Source organism: Sandarakinorhabdus cyanobacteriorum (assembly GCF_002251755.1).
In the GTDB taxonomy this organism is placed as follows: Bacteria; Pseudomonadota; Alphaproteobacteria; order Sphingomonadales; family Sphingomonadaceae; genus Sandarakinorhabdus; species Sandarakinorhabdus cyanobacteriorum.
Genome location: NZ_NOXT01000088.1, coordinates 25,809 through 46,475 on the forward strand (window position 1 = coordinate 25,809; position 20,667 = coordinate 46,475).

The 20,667-nt window shown below is 62.8% G+C and carries 23 protein-coding genes; 10 read left to right on the top strand and 13 right to left on the bottom strand.

Annotated elements, in window-relative coordinates:
* Nucleotides 1-58: 58 nt before the first annotated feature.
* From CHU93_RS04650 to CHU93_RS04710, 13 genes are all read right to left on the bottom strand, one after another.
* Nucleotides 59-658 carry a hypothetical protein gene (locus tag CHU93_RS04650; protein ID WP_133064318.1) on the bottom strand — a complete coding sequence of 200 codons (600 nt, stop codon included), beginning with the start codon at nt 656-658 and terminating at the stop codon, nt 59-61.
* A complete protein-coding gene (locus CHU93_RS04655) occupies nt 642-911 on the bottom strand; it encodes a DUF6378 domain-containing protein (protein ID WP_094472984.1) in 270 nt (89 codons plus the stop codon). The genes CHU93_RS04650 and CHU93_RS04655 overlap by 17 nt, the downstream gene beginning before the upstream one ends.
* Complete coding sequence (locus CHU93_RS04660) at nt 908-1,447, bottom strand: crossover junction endodeoxyribonuclease RuvC (protein ID WP_243375221.1); 540 nt, start codon at nt 1,445-1,447, stop codon at nt 908-910. The genes CHU93_RS04655 and CHU93_RS04660 overlap by 4 nt, the downstream gene beginning before the upstream one ends.
* Before the next feature lie 401 nt (nt 1,448-1,848).
* On the bottom strand, nt 1,849-4,176 hold the full coding sequence (locus tag CHU93_RS04665) for a PriCT-2 domain-containing protein (RefSeq protein ID WP_094472985.1): 2,328 nt from the start codon (nt 4,174-4,176) through the stop codon (nt 1,849-1,851).
* Nucleotides 4,176-4,376 (bottom strand): DUF6511 domain-containing protein, encoded by a 201-nt coding sequence (locus tag CHU93_RS04670; protein ID WP_094472986.1) that lies wholly within the window; start codon nt 4,374-4,376, stop codon nt 4,176-4,178. The genes CHU93_RS04665 and CHU93_RS04670 overlap by 1 nt, the downstream gene beginning before the upstream one ends.
* On the bottom strand, nt 4,373-6,118 hold the full coding sequence (locus CHU93_RS04675) for a DEAD/DEAH box helicase (RefSeq protein WP_094472987.1): 1,746 nt from the start codon (nt 6,116-6,118) through the stop codon (nt 4,373-4,375). Before CHU93_RS04675 ends, CHU93_RS04670 begins: the two co-directional genes overlap by 4 nt.
* Complete coding sequence (locus tag CHU93_RS04680) at nt 6,111-7,055, bottom strand: PD-(D/E)XK nuclease family protein (protein WP_094472988.1); 945 nt, start codon at nt 7,053-7,055, stop codon at nt 6,111-6,113. The genes CHU93_RS04675 and CHU93_RS04680 overlap by 8 nt, the downstream gene beginning before the upstream one ends.
* Nucleotides 7,055-7,417, bottom strand: coding sequence for a hypothetical protein (locus tag CHU93_RS04685; protein ID WP_207759218.1), 363 nt, complete (start codon nt 7,415-7,417; stop codon nt 7,055-7,057). Before CHU93_RS04685 ends, CHU93_RS04680 begins: the two co-directional genes overlap by 1 nt.
* A gap of 58 nt (nt 7,418-7,475) precedes the next feature.
* The gene (locus CHU93_RS04690) at nt 7,476-7,967 is read right to left on the bottom strand and encodes a DUF669 domain-containing protein (RefSeq protein ID WP_094472989.1); all 492 of its coding nucleotides are present in this window, start codon (nt 7,965-7,967) and stop codon (nt 7,476-7,478) included.
* Nucleotides 7,968-7,982: 15 nt separating this feature from the next.
* Nucleotides 7,983-8,735 carry an ATP-binding protein gene (locus tag CHU93_RS04695; RefSeq protein ID WP_094472990.1) on the bottom strand — a complete coding sequence of 251 codons (753 nt, stop codon included), beginning with the start codon at nt 8,733-8,735 and terminating at the stop codon, nt 7,983-7,985.
* Nucleotides 8,735-9,049 (bottom strand): hypothetical protein, encoded by a 315-nt coding sequence (locus tag CHU93_RS17700; protein ID WP_207759219.1) that lies wholly within the window; start codon nt 9,047-9,049, stop codon nt 8,735-8,737. The genes CHU93_RS04695 and CHU93_RS17700 overlap by 1 nt, the downstream gene beginning before the upstream one ends.
* Nucleotides 9,024-9,746 (bottom strand): RNA polymerase sigma factor, encoded by a 723-nt coding sequence (locus CHU93_RS04705; RefSeq protein ID WP_094472992.1) that lies wholly within the window; start codon nt 9,744-9,746, stop codon nt 9,024-9,026. The genes CHU93_RS17700 and CHU93_RS04705 overlap by 26 nt, the downstream gene beginning before the upstream one ends.
* A gap of 521 nt (nt 9,747-10,267) precedes the next feature.
* Nucleotides 10,268-10,786, bottom strand: a complete 519-nt coding sequence (locus CHU93_RS04710) for a helix-turn-helix domain-containing protein (protein ID WP_094472993.1) — start codon at nt 10,784-10,786, stop codon at nt 10,268-10,270.
* A gap of 536 nt (nt 10,787-11,322) precedes the next feature.
* Here CHU93_RS04710 and CHU93_RS04720 point away from each other — a divergent pair.
* The 10 genes from CHU93_RS04720 to CHU93_RS04765 all read left to right on the top strand — a co-directional run bounded on the left by CHU93_RS04720 (nt 11,323) and on the right by CHU93_RS04765 (nt 19,859).
* Nucleotides 11,323-11,772: a DUF2924 domain-containing protein gene (locus CHU93_RS04720; protein ID WP_094472994.1), complete on the top strand. Its 450-nt coding sequence runs from the start codon at nt 11,323-11,325 to the stop codon at nt 11,770-11,772.
* Nucleotides 11,769-13,079, top strand: a complete 1,311-nt coding sequence (locus CHU93_RS04725) for a recombinase family protein (RefSeq protein ID WP_094472995.1) — start codon at nt 11,769-11,771, stop codon at nt 13,077-13,079. The genes CHU93_RS04720 and CHU93_RS04725 overlap by 4 nt, the downstream gene beginning before the upstream one ends.
* Nucleotides 13,076-13,471 (top strand): hypothetical protein, encoded by a 396-nt coding sequence (locus CHU93_RS04730; protein ID WP_094472996.1) that lies wholly within the window; start codon nt 13,076-13,078, stop codon nt 13,469-13,471. The genes CHU93_RS04725 and CHU93_RS04730 overlap by 4 nt, the downstream gene beginning before the upstream one ends.
* Nucleotides 13,472-13,545: 74 nt before the next feature.
* Nucleotides 13,546-14,169 (top strand): plasmid pRiA4b ORF-3 family protein, encoded by a 624-nt coding sequence (locus tag CHU93_RS04735; RefSeq protein ID WP_094472997.1) that lies wholly within the window; start codon nt 13,546-13,548, stop codon nt 14,167-14,169.
* Between the two features lie 122 nt (nt 14,170-14,291).
* Nucleotides 14,292-14,480 carry a S24 family peptidase gene (locus CHU93_RS04740; protein ID WP_207759220.1) on the top strand — a complete coding sequence of 63 codons (189 nt, stop codon included), beginning with the start codon at nt 14,292-14,294 and terminating at the stop codon, nt 14,478-14,480.
* A 209-nt stretch (nt 14,481-14,689) separates the two neighbouring features.
* Entirely contained in the window at nt 14,690-15,292 is a 603-nt protein-coding gene (locus CHU93_RS04745) for a TetR/AcrR family transcriptional regulator (RefSeq protein ID WP_094472998.1), read from the top strand.
* On the top strand, nt 15,289-16,440 hold the full coding sequence (locus tag CHU93_RS04750; protein ID WP_094472999.1) for an efflux RND transporter periplasmic adaptor subunit: 1,152 nt from the start codon (nt 15,289-15,291) through the stop codon (nt 16,438-16,440). Before CHU93_RS04745 ends, CHU93_RS04750 begins: the two co-directional genes overlap by 4 nt.
* Nucleotides 16,437-17,642: an ABC transporter permease gene (locus CHU93_RS04755; RefSeq protein ID WP_094473000.1), complete on the top strand. Its 1,206-nt coding sequence runs from the start codon at nt 16,437-16,439 to the stop codon at nt 17,640-17,642. The genes CHU93_RS04750 and CHU93_RS04755 overlap by 4 nt, the downstream gene beginning before the upstream one ends.
* Nucleotide 17,643: 1 nt before the next feature.
* A complete protein-coding gene (locus tag CHU93_RS04760) occupies nt 17,644-18,354 on the top strand; it encodes an ABC transporter ATP-binding protein (RefSeq protein ID WP_094473001.1) in 711 nt (236 codons plus the stop codon).
* 47 nt (nt 18,355-18,401) lie between these two features.
* Nucleotides 18,402-19,859, top strand: coding sequence for an efflux transporter outer membrane subunit (locus tag CHU93_RS04765; RefSeq protein ID WP_207759221.1), 1,458 nt, complete (start codon nt 18,402-18,404; stop codon nt 19,857-19,859).
* Nucleotides 19,860-20,667 lie beyond the last annotated feature (808 nt).

Below are 20,667 nucleotides of genomic sequence, written 5' to 3' on the forward strand. Positions count from 1 at the left end.
CTCCCGTCAATGCTGAATTGTATTTTTATCGTTGAATCACAGTTTGTTAGGTCAACCGCTAGGCGGACGATACTGGCAGCGAACTGTCCCTGTTGATACCGAACAGGGTGACCAGACCTTCGAGCCCGTGCGCCAGATTACGCAGGTCCGCGTCTCCCCAGCCTGCGGCATCCACCTCGTAGCAGACCACCGCGTGGACAAGCATGCTCGGTCGCCGACCGGTCGCGGCGATGGCATCGTGGTCAGCAGTCCGCAGCATCAGGATGGCCGCCGCTGCCCGCTTGCGGATCTTCTCGACGTAGTCCGGATCGTACTCCGTGAGACTGCGGCCGAAGATCCCTTCATCGAGAAGCAAGCCGGTAGCGGAATGCGGGTGGATCGGCGGCAGTCCCATGACCGCCCGGTTGCGAGCCATGAGGTCACCATAGAGCTCCGCAGCTGCCAATTGCTCAGCCGTGATCTTGCCAGCGAATGCCAGCCGGCCGATCGCCGAGCCCAGACGCTCGTCCTTGGCCTGCCTTGCGGTGACGCCGTACTGACGCTGGCGGGCATCCAGAACGGTCGCCGTGACTTCCCGCATGGTCTCGGCTTTGCCCGGTTGCACCAGCTTGCCGCAGGGATGGCGGCGGCCCCCCTTGCGCTTACGACCGCGTGCCACGGATGATCTCCGGGATGAGCGCCGCATAGCCGATCACATCGATGGGCCCGTCTGCGTAGCTGGGGTCGTGCGCCAAGCGGGCAAGTTTCAGGTCAATCATGCACAGCGCCACCTGCTGGGCGGTGACAGGCGTGCCGAGGGTTATCGACCAGCGCCGAGCGATCGCATCCATCTGGGTCTTGGGATCGCCGTAGGCCGCACTGCGATCCTCGAGCACTTGCGCCACGCGCTTCAGGAAACCGGCCGCGCTCACCGGACACCTCCCCGGGTCTCGATGGCCCAGAGCAGGATCGCGATGGCATCAGCCTCGTTGTCCTCGGCCGGGGCAAAGCCCTTTGCCTGGACGGCCGCGATGACGGCCGCCTTGTCGGCATTGCCCTTGCCGGTGATGAACCGCTTGATCGTGCCGACCGGCACACCCTGATAGGCCACCAGCGTTTCCTCGCACCACGCGGTCAATATACCCAGCAGACCACCATAAACATGGGCGGCGTCGGTGCCGGCGTGCCGACGGACTTCCTCGAAGTAGACCGCTTCGATCGGCCCTGCATCGAGATCCAGCTGCTCGAGCCAGCGCCGGAAGCGCAGGTAGCGCATCCCACCACCGTCGTAGCGGGTGTGTTTCAGCGACACAGTCCCGGTGCTGATGTGGCCATCGGACAACTGGAGCGCCCAGCCGGCGCTGGTGCCAAGGTCGAGGGCAAGGATGGCTCCGCGGCGGATCGTTCCGCCGACGTTGGCTTGAGCCGGATTGGGGCAGGCAACGGCCTGCATTTCAGGCAGGGTCATGACGACCTCCTCTTCGTGTGGGGCGGTCGGGGCGAGGACTGGGCCGGTGAAGGCTGGCAGCTCGCCCGGACCCGAAGCGGGTCTGGTCAGGTCGTCATTCGGGCGGACACTGCCGCCGGAAATCTTCATGGGGTTTCAGCTGGGCCGATTGAAACATTGGAGCGCCCAACCCCTTGAGTAGGCTAGGGAATATATAATATTTCAATTATTATTATTTTTATAGGGGTACGCCTCTCTATCTTTAAAACGCGCGCGTACGCGAGGGGATATATAAGGCACCCCTTGAAAGATTGAACTTTCTCCGAAACCCGATTTTATTACGCAAATCCATATGCTTGGATGCCATAAAGCTGCTTTTGACGGAACTTGGGCCATTGAAGGACCATCCAGAGGGGAATCCATCACGACGGTCCTTGGTGATTGGTGGCGACCTTTTTGCCACTCGCGTCCCGCCAATTACCCGACCAGCGCGCCAGCCTGTAGACCATGGCCTGCCTGGTAGCAGAGCTACGCATGCCCGTCGTTACGTCTCCGCTCTCGATCAGGGTCTGGATGATATCGTCGCGGTCCCGGGATTTGAGCCACTGGGAGCCGCGGGTCAGTTCAGACTTGGTGATGCCCTTGGCGCCGGCTGCCCGGATCAGTTCACGCAGACGTTTCAGGTGAGCCTCGGTCTCGGTATCTGCGACATGGCGGTCCACCGCCTCCATTGCCCGCTGAGCGTAATGACGCACGAAAGCGATGGCCCAATCTGCGTCATCAATCGCGATGACGGGAGCCACCGGATCTTTGCCCACCGCCACGATCAGTGCCAGTTTCAGCGCGATTTCGCCAATGCGCGCCAGAATAGCCGTAATCGACGTGCCCGCCGCCGCGCGCAATTCGTCGGTCAGCTCCCCGCTCAGCGACTTGAAGCGGGCACGCGCATCATCGGTCATCGGCACAGTGGTCAGCACCACAGCGGTCTGCGGTCCCGAGGTGGTGCCTGCCAGATTGCCGCGCTGTTGCCCGGGACCCGACGCCAGCAACTGTAGTCCTGCAATCAGGTCCGCAGGCGGGGTGCGAAGCCCGACGGCGACGTTTTCGTCTGGGTAGTCCTCGTCACTGGGCAGGATCAGGAAGCGGGCGAGCGAGCCATCCACCACATTGGCTCCTTGCAGCGCGCCCCAGAAGTGCAGCGGGGTCGTGGTGCCATAGACGCAGAGACACGGCTGAACGATGTCACGCCGCTCATTCGTGCCGTCGCGGTTGGCGTATTCCGCGCCCAGGAAGATCCCGCCGGCCGAGGTATAGAGCTCGGTCATGTTGTCTAGGATCTCGGTGATGTGGCGCGGGCTGCGTTTGCGGTCTGCCGCGGCCGAGAGAAACATGCCGAACTCGTCAATCTGGAACAGGATCGCGGGCTGGCGATGCAAGGCGGTCAGCAGCCCCGCGCCGGACGCGATCTTGTTGCCGCCCAGATGATTGGCGAGCCCGGCCTCGAACAGCACCTCGTTGATGATTTCGCGAGAGTGGTTCTTGCCCGAACCGCTGTCCGCGATGCCCACCACATAGAGGTTCGAGCGCAGGTTGCTTTCGGTACGGTAGAGCCGCCCCATCAGTGCACCGATTGCGCAGAGGCTGGCGCCAAGCGAGAGCAGCGGCTGAGGCCGGCGAGCGGTCGATAGCATGTAATCAGTCAGTTTGCCGACCAGTCCGCCCGGGATCGTGAGGTTGAAGCTGACGGGCGCAGCCATTGCATCGGCATCTGCCACAACGTCGAGCCGGGCCAACATGCCGGAAGCAGGATGGCATCCGTCGATCGGCTGACTGCCATCGAGCACCATGCCGGGCTCGGGCTTCCAGCCGCGCTCCATGGCCAGATGGTAGATGGTGCCTGCACCAATCCGGGCCGGACGGAAGCTGGCCCACGCCTTCTCGGTGACGGCAGGATCATTCTTCGCCGCCTGATCGGACCAGTCGGTGAAGACAACCTTGCCGGCTTCACCCAAGCTGCCCTTGATGGCCAACCCGATCCGCACCCAGCTGTCGTAATCAAGATCGTTGTTGGGGATCTGGATCAGCGCCGAACGCACCGCCTCCATGGTGCCCGTCTGAGCGTGACCCGGTACGGCCGAACCTGTGCTCGCTGGCGCGCTCAGACTTGCGGGACGCATCTCAGGCGGGACCAGAGTCAGCGCTTCTTCAATGAAGGCGGCCGCCATGTCCGCGTCGATGACCGGCAGGCTATCGAGATCGAGTTCTGACAAACCTTCCTCGGGCCAGGCGTAGGGCTGTCCGGTATCGGGGTGATCCGCGTAAGCCACGAACTGCTGGCCAAGGCACAGCACCTCGAGCGGGGCCCGGCGAATGCCGCGAAACGGCGCGCTTGTGCGGTAGACCAGCAGGCGTTTCGGCGCCCGGCCAATGCGCAGCGCCGGGGTGTCGCCAAGCCGGGCGCGTGCCAGCTGCTCGATCTGCAGCGCAAGGTCCGGGTCCGACACGATGTCGATATCGATGGCGGCAACGCCGCCACCGACAATGCCAATGCCGCAATCAGGCCAGCCGGACCATGTCGAAACCTCGACCTCGGTCGTAGACCGCTCAGCATGACGGTTCCATTCCGGATAGTCGACCCATGCGCCGCGTTGATACCGGCCCGGCTTCTTGCCGCCGGGCGCGATGGGCAGGATGGTATAGCCGTTGGCGAGAAGGCGCGAACCATGGCGCGCCATGAAGGACGTGTTCATCAGAAGGGGCACTCCGACAGGTCGGCGGCAAGCTCGCGAAGGTGGTCGCAGTAACCGGTGATGAGATGCTCGACGAAGGCGGACCACTCGGCGTCAGTCAGTGCCACAAGGTCGGTCTTGCCGATCTGTTCGAGATAGCGGCCACCGGCCTGTCCGCCTTTGACCATGGCGGCCTGTTCATTGCGGCTGGTGTTGATCATGCCCTGCCTCCGGTGACAGAGTTCCTGGCAGACACGGCTGCAAAGATACTTGCGGCTTTCGTCCCGGCGGGGATCGGAGACCCGGTAGTGCGAGACGAACCAGCCGAAGCCGCGGGGTTCGCGATGGCAGACCGAGCAGAGCCCGGGGTTGGCGTATGGCATGTGTCGAACCTTGCCTTGGTGATTTCGGTGTAGTTGCCCGACGGGCGCACAGCGATGTGGCTGGGGCGGCGCAGACGGTGGACCAGCTGCAGAGCCGCATAGACCGAGCGTGGCACAGGAATGCCCGGCGCCCGTTCACGCCACCATGCCTCGGCCTTGGTGCGGGGGTAGCCAGTGTGCTCGAGACAGATCCACTCGTGGTGCCAGCCAAGGCCGCACTGATAGGTGACCTTGAGCGAAGGGCGGCCACCCGGCTTTTCATGACGCTGGTAGGAGATGTTGGAGACCTGGAGCCATTGCGGCCCCTTGGGCTTACCGGACGAAAGCACGGCAAGTGTCGACGCGGTGGGCGCCAGCTTCACCTTGCGAGCCGGAAAGAGATATCCGCAATCGGGGCATTCCAGCGCCGCGGCAGCCACGATGCTGTCGCAATCCGGACAGAGCTTAACCGGCGCATCACCATCGCCCGAACCCGGCCGTTTCGGCTTCACGAGGTCGATCGGGCCGTGACGTTTCACATTTCCGGCGAAGTCCAGGACAAGGCAGTTGTCCTTGCCTTGCGCCAGCCGTGTGCCGCGCCCAGCCATCTGAACGTAAAGCCCGGCCGACTTGGTCGGGCGCAGCATGGCAATGAGATCGACGGCCGGGGCGTTGAAGCCGGTGGTCAGCACCCCCATCGATGCCAGCGCGCGGATCTTGCCGGCCTTGAACTCCGCAATGATGCGATCGCGCTCATCCTTGGGGGTGTCGCCGAAGATCGTCGCGCAACTGATCCCGCACCGACGGAATTCCTCGGCAACGTGGTTTGCGTGACTGACGCCCGAGCAGAAGGCCAGCCACGACTTCCGGTCCTTTCCGTAGGCGATGATCTCTCCCACTGCGGCCTTGGTGATGGCGTCCTGGTCGACCGCCTTCTCGAGATCACGGGCGATGAACTCGCCCCCGCGCGTACCGACGCCAGTCACATCCAGCTTGGTCTGCGGTTGCTTGGACATCAGCGGACTGAGGTAGCCAGCTATGATCAGGTCGCGGACCGACACCTCGTAAGCGATGTCGGTGAACAGTGCATTTTCGCCTTCGTGGAGCATACCGGAGTCCAGGCGATATGGCGTAGCCGTCAGCCCGATCACCTTCAGCTTCGGGTTGATGCGCTTCATCGCATCAAGGAACTTGCGGTACATCGTGCTGGCTTTGCCCGGGATGAGATGGGCTTCGTCGATCAGGATGAGATCGCAGTGGCCGATTTCCGCAGGGCGGCGGTGGATCGACTGGATGCCTGCAAACAGGATGCGCGCTTCGGCATCACGGCGCCCAAGGCCGGCCGAGTAGATACCGGCAGGGGCTTGCGGCCACAGGCCCAGCATCTCGGCATGGTTCTGGGCGATAAGCTCGCGGACATGGGTCACGACCAGAATACGCTGGTCGGGCCACGCCTTGAGCACCCCGTCGATGAACGAGGCCATGACCAGACTTTTGCCGCCAGCGGTCGGGATGACCACCAAGGGGTTGCCGTTCTTGTCTTCGAAGTAGCTGTAGATCGCGGCGATCGCCGACTGCTGGTAGGGGCGGAGCTTAAGCATTTGCGGCCTCCTTCTGGCGCGCGTCGTTCAGCCAGTCGGAGCCGTCGGCCATGCGGTAGGCGACGAAATCCTCGCCAGCGTCGGTGACGGTTCCGGGGACAAGATCAGGGATGAAGAGATGGCGGGCGCAGGCGCGGCGCTGGTCCTGGGCACCAAGCCTGCGGTCATGACGGGCGCAGTGCCAACCGCCCTCGACGGGCGTGGAATGCAGACAGGTCCGGCAGTTCACCGCAGCCGCTTCGCCGGTGTGGCAGGCAGCATGGTGCGAACACATGCGGCACTCGAACCAGGTCGGATCATCGCTGATCCGGGCCGGCGGATGCTGGGCCTCGATGGTGCGTTTGGCCTTGTCGAGCAGCCGCGTTGCAGCTTCAGGATCGGCCTCGATCCGCTCGATATGCAGCGCATCGGTGTCCTTGCAGACCGCAATGTACATGGCCCGGGTCAGCCCGGTCAGGTGCATGTAGATCAGCATCTGGGCGGTGTGCTGCGGCTTCGATTTCACGACCCCCTTGGCGACAAGGTCGGCGAAGCTCTTGATCGAGTGTGTCTTGAACTCAACCACGTGCCAGGTCTTCGGCGCTTCCAGCAGGCCAAGGGCGACGCCATCAAGGGAACCGCCGAAATGACCGCCATGGGCCTCGACCCGGAACTGGCGACCGGTTTCGGGATCAACCTCCAGCACTGTGGCACCGGTCGAGCGCAGGTTGGCGACGATCCGGTCTTCCTCGCGCTGCCCAGTCTCGAACAGGCGAAGCATGCGACCGGAAAAACGCGAAGGCGTGACCCAGCGGAAATCAAACCATAGCGCGCGGCCGCAGGGCTTGCCGATCAGCGATGCGCCGAGATGCTCGCGGAAGCCGTCACCCTGGAGGTTTTCGTAAGCGGCATAGATGGCCGTCAGTGTGGGCGTTGGCGGGGTGGGAAGTTCTGCCATCACAGATCCTCCGCTTCGGTGCACGCACGGGCTTCGGCGAGCAGTTCGGCCCAGACGGCGGGATCATGGCGGGCGCGCAGGATGTCGATCAGCGCGTCCTTCATCTTGTTGCGGCGGTGCCAGCCGCTGCCATCGGCAAGCAGTTCAGCCCGTTCGCGGTAGAGGTGGCGCTGCGCGGTGCGGGCGCGGTTGAACCACACCGGGTCGATCGGCTTTCCCTGCGTCTGGCGGGTCAGATCGGCGGTCGCGATCTGGGTGCGGATCTTGGCGATGGCGTCGTCGAGTTCGATCAGGCGGCGCTGTTTTTCAGGCAAGCAGGGGGCGTTCGCGGCCACAGGGGCCGCGTTGAGCGGTTCAGTCATGGTCAGTCTCTTTGGTCTGGCTGAGGCCGCCGCGATTTCCCGCAGCGGCCTGCAGGGGTCAGCCGTTACGGTTCCAGGGGGCAGCAGCCGGAGCGGCCGGAGTCTGCGAGGCCGTGGGCGCGGCCTGATAGGCAGGCGCCGCCGGCGCAGTTCTTTCCGGGACGAGGTAGCGGATCGTATTCTTCTCCGAGTAGCCGTCCTTGGGCGGCTTCACGCCAACCTGGATCGTCATCGGCACCAGGTGCAGATCGACGCTGTCGTTGACCTGCAGCTTGCCGGTCGCGTGGCAGATGGCCGACAGCGTGCGCTGCGCAATCTCGACCGTCTGCGGGTTTGAGTTCACGAGGTTGAGCTGGTCGAACAACTTGCGTCCCTGGTACTGGCCCTCGATGATGTCGAGCATCAGCCAGAGGAACTGGCCCATGCCGTTGCGGGTGACGCGCATTTCGCTCTCGACGATCTGGGCGCGGTACTTGCCGGCGGGAAGAACATCGTAGCCGGTGGTGGGTTCGATACCTGTCGCATCGAATGCGGTGTCAAAACGTGCCATTGAGAAAACTCCGGATCAGGACTGTTCGGGCTGAGGCATGGCCGCGACGAAGGCTTTCCAATCGAGCGGAAGCGTGTCGGGCAGGCCGTAGCGGTTCTTGGCGAGGAAGGCCGGACGCTCGGCGGTGTGCAGGACGCGCTCACCGGAGCCGAGTGCCCGAGCTACCTTCTTGTTAAAGCCAACATCCGCCTTCGTGATGGACATGCGGTAGTTGGCAAAAAGCACGACATCGCAGTGCTCCTGCAGCAGGGCTGCGGCACGGGCCTGAAGCTTGATGACGTAGCGGTCGTAGGGCTCATGTTCAGGGCTATCGAAGCGCTTGATGTCGGTATGCGCGATCTGGACGACGGCCATGCCGCGGCGATCACGCAGGGTGTTCAGGCGATCGAGATATTCGCGCCAGACCGTAAGCGCCTCGGCATAACCCTTGCCGAAACCGGGTGCTTCGATCGAGGCCCAGCCATTGCGGCGGCAGGTCTCGGCCCAGACCAGCGGTTCCAGCCAGTCCACGCTGTCGATTACGACAGTGCTGTAGGCGTGCTCCTCGTTGAGCAGGGCGTCGAGCGCCTCAACAACATCGGCGTAGCTGGTGGCGAGCGGGAAGTGCGGAACCTTCAACATGCCAAGGCCGTCCTCGGTCATGATGACGACAGGGGCGTCGGCTCCAGCCGCGAAGGTCGTCTTCCCGACCCCATGCACGCCGTGCATGAGGATACGGGGCGGGCGCAGCGTGCTCGACGTCTGCAGGGAGGCAATCGAAATAGCCATCAGTTCGCCTCCTCTTGAGCCATGACATCAGCCTCGGGCTCGCTGGAGTAGACGGCCAACAGCGGGGTGCCGTCGGCGTGGGTGCCGGCTTCTTCAATGTGATACCGGCGCTGGACCTCGAAGATTTCCGGCAACTCCCAGCGACGGTAGAGGCCGGGGATCCGCTTCAAAGGCTCAGTCGGGATGGCAGTGGTATGGCTCATCAACTGGGACTTTCTGTTTGGGCAAAGACGCTCGGTGCGTCCGAAGTTGAAAGGCCAACGGCGCGCACCGAACGGGACAACGGGGTCAGGATTTTTGTTCTGCATGGTCACGCAGGCGCTTCAGGGCGCGCTGGAACCGCTTGCGTGCCGCCGGCTCTGACAGGCCCAGCTGCTGACCGGCCTCGGCCTGGGTGTACCCGTCGATGACCACGCGAAGGACAAGGTCTGCGTCCACGCCGATCAGACGGGTCAGTTCGGCAAGCAGCTTTCCGGGTTCCAGCTCCGGGTCCGAGACCTCGAAAACACCCCCGTGTAGATCGGTGTCGAACTCGTCCTGGACGGCTTGGCGGCCGGTTTCGCGTTTGTGCGCTCGCAGCACGTCGCGTTCGACGTTCTTGAGGATTGTGGCCGCGATCCAGTTCACGCGATCGAGATCAAGTTCGCGGATCGCGGCCGTCGCGCGAGCCAGGATTTCAGACGCGATTTCGTCGGTCTGTCCGAGGCAGCGAGCCCGTGACCGACGAAAGACGCCGTCAAGTCCGGGCCACAGCGCAAGTAGCATCAGCGTGAGAGCACAGTCCCCGGCACGGTCATTGGCCTTGGCGCCCTTTATCAGATCGCCGAGGAGCAGGTTCTTCTGATCGGGCGAGCTATCGCCGCGATGCAGGTGGTCCAGCAATGCCGCCGGGTCCGCAAAACGGGTCAATCCGCGGTGGCGGTTGCACACCGTGGCGAAGCCGCGCTGGAAGTTGAGGGTGGAAGACGATTGAACGAGGTGTTGGTGAAATTCGTGCCACGAGGAGGGCATTTGACGCCAGCCTGACGGCCGGGCGTCGAGCGCCTCCTACTGGCCAGATCAGGGCGTCAAGCGCCTCTCGTTTCGGGGATGTTCGGGTAAGTCTGTCGCTAAGCTAGCAAGCGGACTTCTTGTTCAGGGTGCCGCAACCGTGGCAGTTCGCGGTAACCGGGAACCCCACCAGATACTCGCGGTGCTTCTGAACGCGGATGTGCAGCTGGTTTCCGTTAGCGACACCCAGGAGCTTACCGCACTCAGTACAGCGCCATTCAGGCTCGCCACCGGTCATGCCACCACTAGTGACAGGCGCATTATCGCCGCCATCGTTTGCGGCGGAAAGGCGCCGGATTTTCTTGAGCCGGTAAGCACTCGTGTGCGGCTTTCCGGGGACCTGAACCAGGGAAGGATTAGAGGGGTCAACATTCATAGTCGGGGACTCCATTTGGGGGTTTTAAAGGGACGAGATCGGTGGTTCGGAAAAGCGCGTGCTTTCCCGTTGAGGCAGTTTTGAAAATGCGAGATTTCAGCGTGTGTTAGGCGGCTTCGCCGGCCTCGGCTTCCGCTCCGCGCCGTTTGAAGCCAAGACTGGCAGCCTTCTGACGGCTCTGGCGTGCTTGGTTGCGGGCTTCGCGGAAGTCCGGTTCAAGTTCGGTGAGTTTGTCGACCAAGCCCTGCAAATCGTACATGTTCGACATACGGCCCTTGTGGTCTGCATAGCGCGGAATGCGCTTGATCAGGCCTTCGTCCTCAAGATCTGTCAGGTAACGCTGGATCTGGCGTTCGCCGATGCCGAGCCGCTGAGACAACTCCTTCTTGCTCGGATAGGGTTTGCGTCCAGCATCCCACCAGTGATCCACGATCTGGATCAGTACCGCCAATTGTGTCGGGTTCAGGTGCAGACGGCGCTGCGCTCTCAGCAACAGGGACGGCAGCATGCAAAACCCACTGTCCATGACCTTCGCGCCCCATTTCTGGCTAGCGGGGGACTTCCGGGACTTCTTCTCCGGTGCTACCTTGTCGGTCGTTGTTTCGTCTTGATTCGTGTCAGTCATTCGCAATCTCCATGCCCGGTAAATGGGCCCGTTGAGTCGAATGCACAAGGATTGACCCGGGGACATATTTAACCCCAGGGCTACGGTCATTACCGCCTCTACCGGAGAGGCGAGAGTGTCTCCTGAATCAGGACGTATGTAACCATGACGAACGTTAAGTCGTATAAGGAGCATAAGGTGCCCCAGTCAAAAATGACCTAGGGTCGCGCCTGAACTTTTTCTCCCACAGCGGTTCTCTCGGTTTCCATCAGTGTCCCGTTGCCCTCGGGCATTTGGCTTTTCCGTCTCAGCACCATCGTTCGGCACAGCTGGACGAGAGACGGAGACCCACACGTGAAACGCCCCAATCCGCTGCCACCCTGCGAAATGACTCCGGCCCAGCGTCGGAGCGAGCTGTGCGCTATCCTCGGGCTTGGCCTCGCCCGCCTGCACCTTCGGAATGTCGGCCAACTATCTGAAGAAGATGGAGACTTTCCGCTACACTTCGCGCTTGAACAGAGCGGTAGTGCACCTCCAACTCAATGGAGCAACGCACAATGAAACCCGATCCCGTCCTTGCCCGCCTGGCCGCCATGAAGGCGGCTCCGGTCGCCGAGCTGAAGAAGCAGTGGCGCGAGCTGTTCAGCGAGGAACCGCCGGCCTTCAACCGGCGATACCTCGAAAGCCGACTGGCCTACCGCATCCAGGAGCTGGCCTACGGCGGTCTCAAGCAGGAAACAGTCAGGCGCCTGCAACAGATGGGCGAACAGCTCGACGGCGGCAACATTACCACCCGCCGCGTTCGGGCTGACCTGAAGCCGATCGTCGGGACCCGCCTGATCCGGGAGTGGCAGGGGGTCGAGCACACCGTGACCGTCACCCAGGACGGTTTCGAATGGCAGGGACGCCCCTACCAGTCACTGTCAGCAATCGCCCGCGCCATAACCGGGTCGCGCTGGAATGGCTGGATATTCTTCGGCCTTAAGGATCATCGGAGGGCAGCATGAACAAACCGGTCGTCCGCAAGCTGCGCTGCGCGGTCTACACGCGCAAATCATCGGAAGAAGGGCTGGAGCAGGAGTTCAACTCGCTGCATGCCCAGCGCGAGGCCTGTGAGGCCTACATCACCAGCCAGCGTGCCGAAGGGTGGGTGCTGGTCCGCGACCAGTATGACGACGGCGGTATTTCCGGCGGCACCCTTGATCGTCCGGGATTGAAGCGCTTGCTTTCCGATATCGAGGACGGGCTGATCGACGTGGTGGTGGTCTACAAGATCGACCGCCTCTCGCGATCCCTGATGGACTTTGCCAAGCTGGTCGAGGTGTTCGACCGGAACGACGTGACATTCGTCTCGGTGACGCAGGCGTTCAATACGACGACCAGCATGGGCCGGCTGACCCTCAACGTCCTGCTGTCCTTTGCCCAGTTCGAGCGCGAAGTGACCGCCGAACGCATCCGCGACAAGTTCGCCGCCAGTCGCGCCAAGGGCATCTGGATGGGCGGTGTCCCCCCACTGGGCTATGATGTTCAGGCACGAAAGCTGGTGGTGAATGAACCGGCGGCCGCCAATGTCCGCTACATTTTCCAGCGGTTCCGCGATGTCGGCTCGGCCACACTTCTGCTGCGGGAATTGAGGGAGCGAGGCATCACGACCCGGCAAGGGAAGACGATTACCAAGGGCTACCTGTATCGCCTGCTCGCCAACAAGGCTTACATCGGGGAGGCCGTCCACAAGGGCAACAGCTATCCCGGTGAGCATGAGGCGATCATTGATCAGGAACTCTGGGATGCGGTGCGCGCCATCACGAAGGAAAGCCCTCGGACCCGGGCAAACCGTGCGCGCGCCAATACGCCTGCCTTGCTGAAGGGACTGCTCTGGGGTTCGGATGGCGGGGCGTTTTCACCGACCCACTCCTGCAAGAACGGCAAGCTCTACCGCTACTATGTCAGCCAGACGCTGCTCCGCCATGGAGCAGGTTCCACCACGGTGGGGCGCGTGCCTGCCGCCGAAATCGAGGGCGCGGTCGTCAACCAGCTGCGGGCCGTGTTCCGGCAACCGGAAATCATCATCGGCGCATGGAAGGAGGCCGTCAAACACGCGCCCGCAATGACCGAAGCTCAAGCGCGGGAGGCCCTGATCAATCTGGACCCGATGTGGGATGACCTGTTCCCGGCCGAGCAGGCCCGGATCGTGCAGCTACTGATCGACCGGGTCATCGTTGGCAGCGCCGGTCTCGAGCTGAAGCTGCGGGTGGACGGGCTCGATGCGCTGGCCCGCGAACTGCAGGTGCCGGAACTGGAGGAGGCAGCGTGAACAAGGTCGTGACAATTCCCGAGACACTGTCGATCCACATTCCGTTCCAGATCACCAAGCGCGGGGGCCGCAAGGAGATGGTTCTGCCAGCCGGTGCCCAGCTTCAGCGCCCCCGCACCGACAACACGGTGGTCAAGGCGCTGGCGCGAGCTTTTCGCTGGAAACGCCTGCTGGAAACCGGGGCCTACACCTCGGTGTCCGACCTTGCGGAGAAGGAAAAGATCGGCCTGAGCTATCTGACCCGGGTCCTGCGCATGACGCTGCTGGCCCCTGACATCGTCGATGCCATTCTCAACGGCCGGCAGGGCGACGGGATCGATCTTGCCATACTGGCCGCGCCGTTCCCCAACGAATGGGACGCGCAGCGGCGACATTTTGGCATCGACGCCTGATGGGGTGCATCGCGGTCGAAAGCACGCATCCTTTTTGCTGACGGCGGCGACCCTGGCTTGCTATCGCAAGCAGCATGACCAACGTCCGCGCCGTCGATAGCTTCACCGAGATCGCCACCTTGCGCATCACGCTCAAGGATTCTGACCCGCCGATCTGGCGCGAGGTTGAAGTGCCGACCTCGATCACCCTCAAGGTCCTGCATGATATCGTCCAGGTCACCATGGGATGGCTGGACTATCACCTCTGGCAGTTCGTCATCGGCGGTCAGACCTATGGCCTGCCCACGGACGAAGACTGGGGCACAGCGCCGCGCAAGCCCGCCTCCCGAACCCGTCTGCGTGACGTCATTGGCCCGGGCACCACGCCGATCGATTACACCTACGACTTCGGCGACAACTGGGAACACGAGCTCGTTATCAGCGATGTGCGTCGCGGTGATCCCGGCAAAGCCTACCCCCGCTACATTGGCGGTGAGCGAGATTGCCCGCCCGAAGATTGCGGAGGCATTCCCGGCTTTTACGAGATGCTGGAAGCCAGGGCGGATCCAACCCATCCGGACCATGCCGAGATTAGCGAGTGGCTGGACGAATACGACCCTGACGAGCTGGATGTTTTTCCGATCGAGGTGGCGCTCGGCCGGATTGCCGCACGCCGCAATGCGGCGGCCAAGCGTATTCTGAAGCCGGCAAACGACTGAAAGGCCTGGGGCGCGGACAGCGCCACCCCTGCGGCGGGTTTACCGCACGGGCTGATCGCATCCGTTGACGAATCACAGCAACAGTGTTCTTTTTATGTTCCATTCATCCTGGAACCTGAAAAGTGCTGCGCTTCGTCGAATATCCCACCCCGCTCGAACTGCCTTTGTTTGGCTCGCCTGTAGAGGCTGGCTTCCCAAGCCCGGCCGATGACCACATCGAGGGCAAGCTCGACCTGAACGAGCATCTGGTGCGGCGGCCGGCCGCAACCTTCTTTGTGCGTGCGGCCGGGGAGTCCATGCGCGGCGCCTGATCCGGCATCCGCCACTCGCCGGAATGGATGGAAACCGCACTAGATCGTAACTACTCACTATGGCCATCCTGTCGATGCTGATGTGTGATGGGCCGTCACCCGCGGCAAATCGATTGCTTCCTGGTAATGCAATCGGCTCATCTACGCCTTGACGTGGCGCTTACCCGATCCTAAAAAATAGTGATTGATTACTATCTAAGGCGCGACTCATGCAGACCAGATATATGCCAGCTGACGAGCGACGGGCCGTCACTGTCGAGGCCGTGGTGGCGCTGGCGGCGCAGCAAAACCCCGGCGACATCACGACCGCCGCGATCGCTGCACACATGGGGGTCACGCAAGGGGCGCTGTTCCGGCATTTCCCGACCAAGGAAGCCATCCTTGAGGCGGTCATGGATTGGGTGGCGGATCGGTTGCTGGCGCGGATCGACAAGGCATCTCACGGCGCGCCAACGCCGCTAGATGCGCTTGAAGCAATGTTCATGGCCCATGTCGGCTTTTTCGTGGAACATCCCGGCGTCCCTCGGATGCTGTTCGGGGAATTGCAGCGGGCCGAAATGACAGCGCCCAAGCGCGTGGCGCACAAGATGTTGCGACGTTACCGCGAGCGGCTCGTCACTGTGATCGAGGACGGCAAGTCAAGCGGGCAGCTGGAGCAGGGTAACGACACGGCCGCGCTCGGCACGCTGTTCATCGGAATGATCCAGGGGCTGGTGATGCAATCGCTGCTGGCCGGTGACGTGCAACTTATCCGTCGGGAAGCGCCGGGCGTATTCGCGCTGTTCCGCCGCGCAGTCGCGGTGCGCCCATGAACATCACCGCCATGCAGCGCCGCAAACTGGCGCTGATCGCTGTCATAGCCGTGCTCGGCGCTCTGCTGGCCTATGTGGCGCTGCGTTCCGGCCCATTGGCGCCGATTGCGGTCACGACGGCAAAGGTGGAGAGCCAGTCGCTGCGCCCGGCGTTGTTCGGGGTTGGCACGATCGATGCCGAACGCACCTACCGCGTCGGGCCGACGTTTGCGGGCCGGGTCAGGAGCCTGACCGTCAATGTCGGTGACCGTGTGGTGGCAGGCCAGACTATTGGTGAGATGGATCCGGTCGATCTGGATGACCGGATGGCCGCGCAAGCATCGGCCATGCAGGGTGCCGAGGCGGCTGTTCGCGAGGCCACCGCCCGGCAAGCCTATGCCGCAAGCGAGGCAGGCCGCTATGAAAGCCTGCTGGCCGCACGTGCCACCAGCGAAGAGGTGCTGGCCGCCAAACGGCAGGAACTGGTGGCGGCCAAGGCTGCGGCCGCGAACGCCCGGTCCAATCTGGAGCGGATGCGCGCAGACCTTTCCGGGCTGCAATCGCAACGCGGCAACCTGCGCCTCATTGCGCCGGCATCGGGAATTGTCACGCTGCGAGAGGTAGAGCCGGGCACGGTTGTGGCCGGTGGGCAGACCGTCATCGAAATCATTGATCCGGCGAGCCTGTGGGTCGATGTCCGGATCGATCAGGTGAGTTCGGGCGGGCTGCGGGCTGGATTGCCGGCGCGAGTGCAATTGCGATCGGGCGATGGGAAGGTTCTGCATGGCCGGGTGCTACGCATCGAGCCCAGAGCCGATCCGATCACGGAGGAAACCCTGATCAAGGTGGTGTTCGACACGCTTCCCACGCCGCTCCCCCCGCTTGGCGAATTTGCCGAAGTCACGCTTGACCTTGCCCCGATTGCCAAGGGTCCGGTTGTGCCGAATGCCGCAATCCGGCGGATGGGTGACCGCATCGGCGTATGGAAACTTGACGACGGGGACCCTGTGTTTGTGCCGGTCGAACTCGGCAAGGCCGATCTGGGCGGGCGCGTTCAGGTGCTCAAAGGGCTGGACGATGGCGATACGATCATCGTCTACAGCGAGCAGGAGCTCGGCCCAAACAGCAATATCAGCGTTGTTGATCGCATTCCCGGGGTCACGCCGTGATCAGCCTTGCCGGGCGGGACATCCTCCACAGCTGGGGGAAGTTCGTGTTTACCGGCGTTGGCCTCGGCCTGCTGATCGGGGTAACGCTGGTGATGGCCGGGGTGTATCGCGGCATGGTCGATGACGGGAAGGCACTGCTGGATAACAGCGGTGCTGATCTGTGGGTGGTGCAGCGCGACACGCTTGGTCCCTACGCGGAATCCTCCAGCATCAGTGATGATCTCTACCGCACCGTGCTGGCCATGCCGGGTGTCGCCGAGGCTGCCAATGTCACCTATCTGACGATGCAGGTCCGCCAAGGCGAGACCGACGTCAGGGCGATGGTGGTGGGCATCATGCCCGGCGCGGCATGGGGATCGCCGGGCTGGCCATCCTATCTGGTCGAAGGTCGCCAGATCACGCGGGGCCATTACGAGGCCGTCGCCGATATTGCCTCGGGCTTTGGGCTGGGGGATGAGATCACCATTCGCCGCAACCGGTATCAGGTGGTCGGGCTGACGCGCCGCATGGTGTCGTCCAGCGGCGACCCGATGGTGTTCATTCCGCTGAAGGATGCACAGGAGGCCCAGTTCCTGAAGGACAATGAAGCCATCTGGCAGAACCGTAGGCGAACTGCGGCCAACCCGGCGTTCAATCGTCCCGGACAGCCAGATATCCTCGATGCGGTGGATGCCTCCCAGGCCAGCAGCACGTCGGTCAACGCCATTCTGGTGCGGCTTGCGCCCGGCGGCGATGCCGAAGCTGTGGCCCAGGCGATCCGCCGCTGGAAAAGATTGACTGTCCACACCCGCGCCGAAATGGAAGACATCCTGATCGGCAAGCTGATCGCCACCTCATCACGGCAGATCGGGATGTTTCTGGCCATCCTGTCGATCGTCAGCGCAGCGATAGTCGCCTTCATCATCTACTCGCTGACGATGGACAAGATCCGCGAGATCGCGGTGCTCAAGCTGATCGGCACGCGCAACCGCACGATCGCGGGGATGATCCTCCAGCAGGCCCTTGCGCTTGGGACAATCGGCTTTGCGGTGGGCAAGATCACCGCCACTTTCGCCGCGCCATACTTCCCCAAATATGTGCTGCTGTTGCCGATGGATGCCATCGCCGGTTTCATCGCGGTGATGATCATCTGCGCGCTCGCCAGCCTGATTGCGATCAGGATGGCGTTGAAGGTCGATCCGGCCGAAGCGATCGGAGGCTGAGATGACAGCGCTTGGCATTCGCATCGAAGGACTGAGAAAACGCTACGGCGAAGGCGACACCGCTGTCGATGCCTTGAAGCATGTCGATATGGAGGTTGCGCCGGGAGAAGTGGTTGGTCTGATCGGCCCTTCGGGATCGGGCAAGAGCACGCTGCTCAAATGCCTTGGCGCGGTGATCGATCCGACCGCAGGCCGCATGACGCTGGGCGGCGAGGTGATTTACGATGATGGCTGGAAGGTTTCCGACCTGAGGGCGCTGCGCCGCGACAAGATCGGCTTCGTGTTTCAGGCACCCTATCTGATCCCGTTTCTCGATGTGGTGGACAATGTCGCGCTGCTGCCGATGCTGGCCGGGCTGCCCAATGCCGAAGCCCGCGCGCGCGCATTGGAATTGCTGACCGCGCTGGATGTGCACCACCGGGCAGCGGCCATGCCGTCGCAATTGTCGGGCGGGGAACAGCAACGCGTCGCCATCGCGCGCGGTCTGATCAATCGCCCGCCGGTGATCCTGGCTGACGAGCCGACGGCGCCGCTGGACTCCGAACGCGCCATGGCGGTGATGCGGATCCTGAATGAGATGGCCGAAAAATATCAGACCGCCATCATCATCGTCACCCATGACGAAAAGATCATTCCGACCTTCAAGCGAATTTATCATATCCGGGACGGCATCACGTCCGAAGAAGCGGGTGAAGGACGGCCCATCTCATGACCCTTGGCAAAAACCACACGCCGCTGCCGCAATCAGGAAAGCCGGTCTTGGCCACCCGCCATGCCGCCAGCCTTGCCTTGATGGTTGTGCTGGCCGGATGCGCTGCGGGGCCGGATTTCGAACGGCCCGCGCCGCCGGTGTCCGAAACCTATTCGTCCCATGCCGACAACGCGCTCGTCACGCCGGCTCCTTCCGCAGTGGACAGCGCCCAGCGGGTTGTGCCGGGAATGCCGGTGGCAGCGGAATGGTGGCGCACCTTCGGATCGCCGCGGCTCGATGCGTTGATTGCCGATGGCTTGCAGCACAGTCCCACACTGGCCGCCGCGCAAGCCACGCTGCGGCAGGCGCAGGAGCTGCAGCAAGCCCGCGCTGGATCGACGCAGTTGCCGCAGGCCGAAATCGGTGCATCGGCGCAGCGTCAGCGGTTCAATCCGGGAGCCTTGGGGCAGGATCAGGACCCCCGCGAATTCAGCCTTTACAACGCCGGCGTCACGGTCAGCTACAATCTCGACCCGGCCGGCAGCAATCGCCGTGCGATCGAGGCGCTGTCAGCGCGCGCCGACACGCAGGGGTTTGAATTGCAGGCCGCCCGGCTGACGCTGGCGGGCAACATTGCGACCGCTGCTTTTGCGCGAGCGCAGATCGCCGCGCAGATCGAAAGCACCACGGCGCTGCTCGCCAACATCGAAGAACAACGCGATATTGCCCGCGCTCGGCTGCGGCTGGGCAATGCCGCCGCCGATGAAGTGCTGGCGCTGGACACACAGACTGAGCAGCTCCGGGCCGGGCTTCCCGTGCTCAGGCAGCAACTGGCGGAAACCGAACATCTGCTGGCCACGCTGGCGGGCCGGGCACCCGGCCAGGGCGGTGTCCCCGATTTCGCGCTGAGCGAGTTCACCTTGCCGCAGGATTTGCCGCTGGTTGTGCCTTCGCAGCTTGTTCGCCAACGGCCCGACATTCTGGCGGCCGAAGCCATGGTCCATGCCGCCAACGCGGATTACGGCGTGGCCGTGGCGCAGATGTATCCGCAACTGAACCTCAGCGCGACGCTGGGCACGCAGGCGCTGACGGGCGACGCGCTGTTCGGCGGCCAGTCGATTGTCTGGAATATCATCGGGCAGTTGACCCAGCCGCTCTTCAACTCCGGCCTTCCTCATGAAAAACGGGCGGCGCTTGCCGGGTTCGATGCTGCCACGGCCCATTACAAGGAGGCGGTGCTGGAGGCCTTGCGCGACGTGGCCAATGTGCTGGTGGCGGTGGACACCGACGCCCACGCTCTCGCCGCGCAGTCCAGCGCCGCTGCTGCTGCTCAAGGATCGCTGAAGACGATGCAGCGACGCTACCAGCTTGGCGCGGCAAGCCATGTCGAGGTTCTGATCGCCGCCCAGCAGGCAGAGCGGGCACAGCTGGCGGTGATCGCGGCCCGGGCCGACCGTCTGGCAAACAGCGCCGCCTTCTATGTTGCGATGGGGGGCGGGCCAGTTCCAGCTGAGGTCACGGAGTAGCCTTTGATCTTTGCCTAATGCCGCCAGTAAATGGAACTATGCCTCCCGGCGCCCAGCAGATCATCCCCGTGTGGCGAGCGGTTCGGGAACATTGACCGAAAGCCTCGTCGATCCGAGCACCTATTTCCCTCGCCGTCACGCCGGAAACTCGCGCGACCCTGAAAACTCGCCGTTCAGCAAATCACCAAGTTGCAGGCGCGAAGCGCCCTGCGGCAGCTTCCTTAGAGTCGGCTTGCAGCTTTAGCTCGGCCGTGGTCAAGAACCCGTTATTTGGCAACCAGCCCAGTTGTTGGCGGGATGCCGGCAGCATTGGCCAAGCGCTCGTCGTCGGATATTGGCGAAACCCGCCGTTCGGCACCTCGCCGTCGGACGGCAGGAAAGTCTAAAATTCAGCCATCCAGGTTGACTGGTAACCTTGTCCGCTTTCTGGCGATCGACATGCTACCCACCAACCGACGTAGTTGCTCAAAACGGACATCTGAATTCCTCCGACGACCCTGCGCGGGGCGATCCCACACTCAGTCTAAGCGAGATGTCGATTTCATCGTCGAGCTTAGAGACCGGTCTCGATCTTATAAGCTCGAAACATAGGCACACCCTACGCGACAGGTCGCCATGATATTGCAATGAAATTAAACAAGAAAATGTCGGAACGTGCGCATGGCAGCTTCTCAATCAAATCCGACTGACCAATCGGATCAGATAAGTTGATCGTTATGCCGCTGGAAAAGCGATACATTTTTCAGACTTCAATCATGCGAATCTGATTAGCCCGCCTTATTCATGAGCCTTCCTGTCAGGGCGTTGC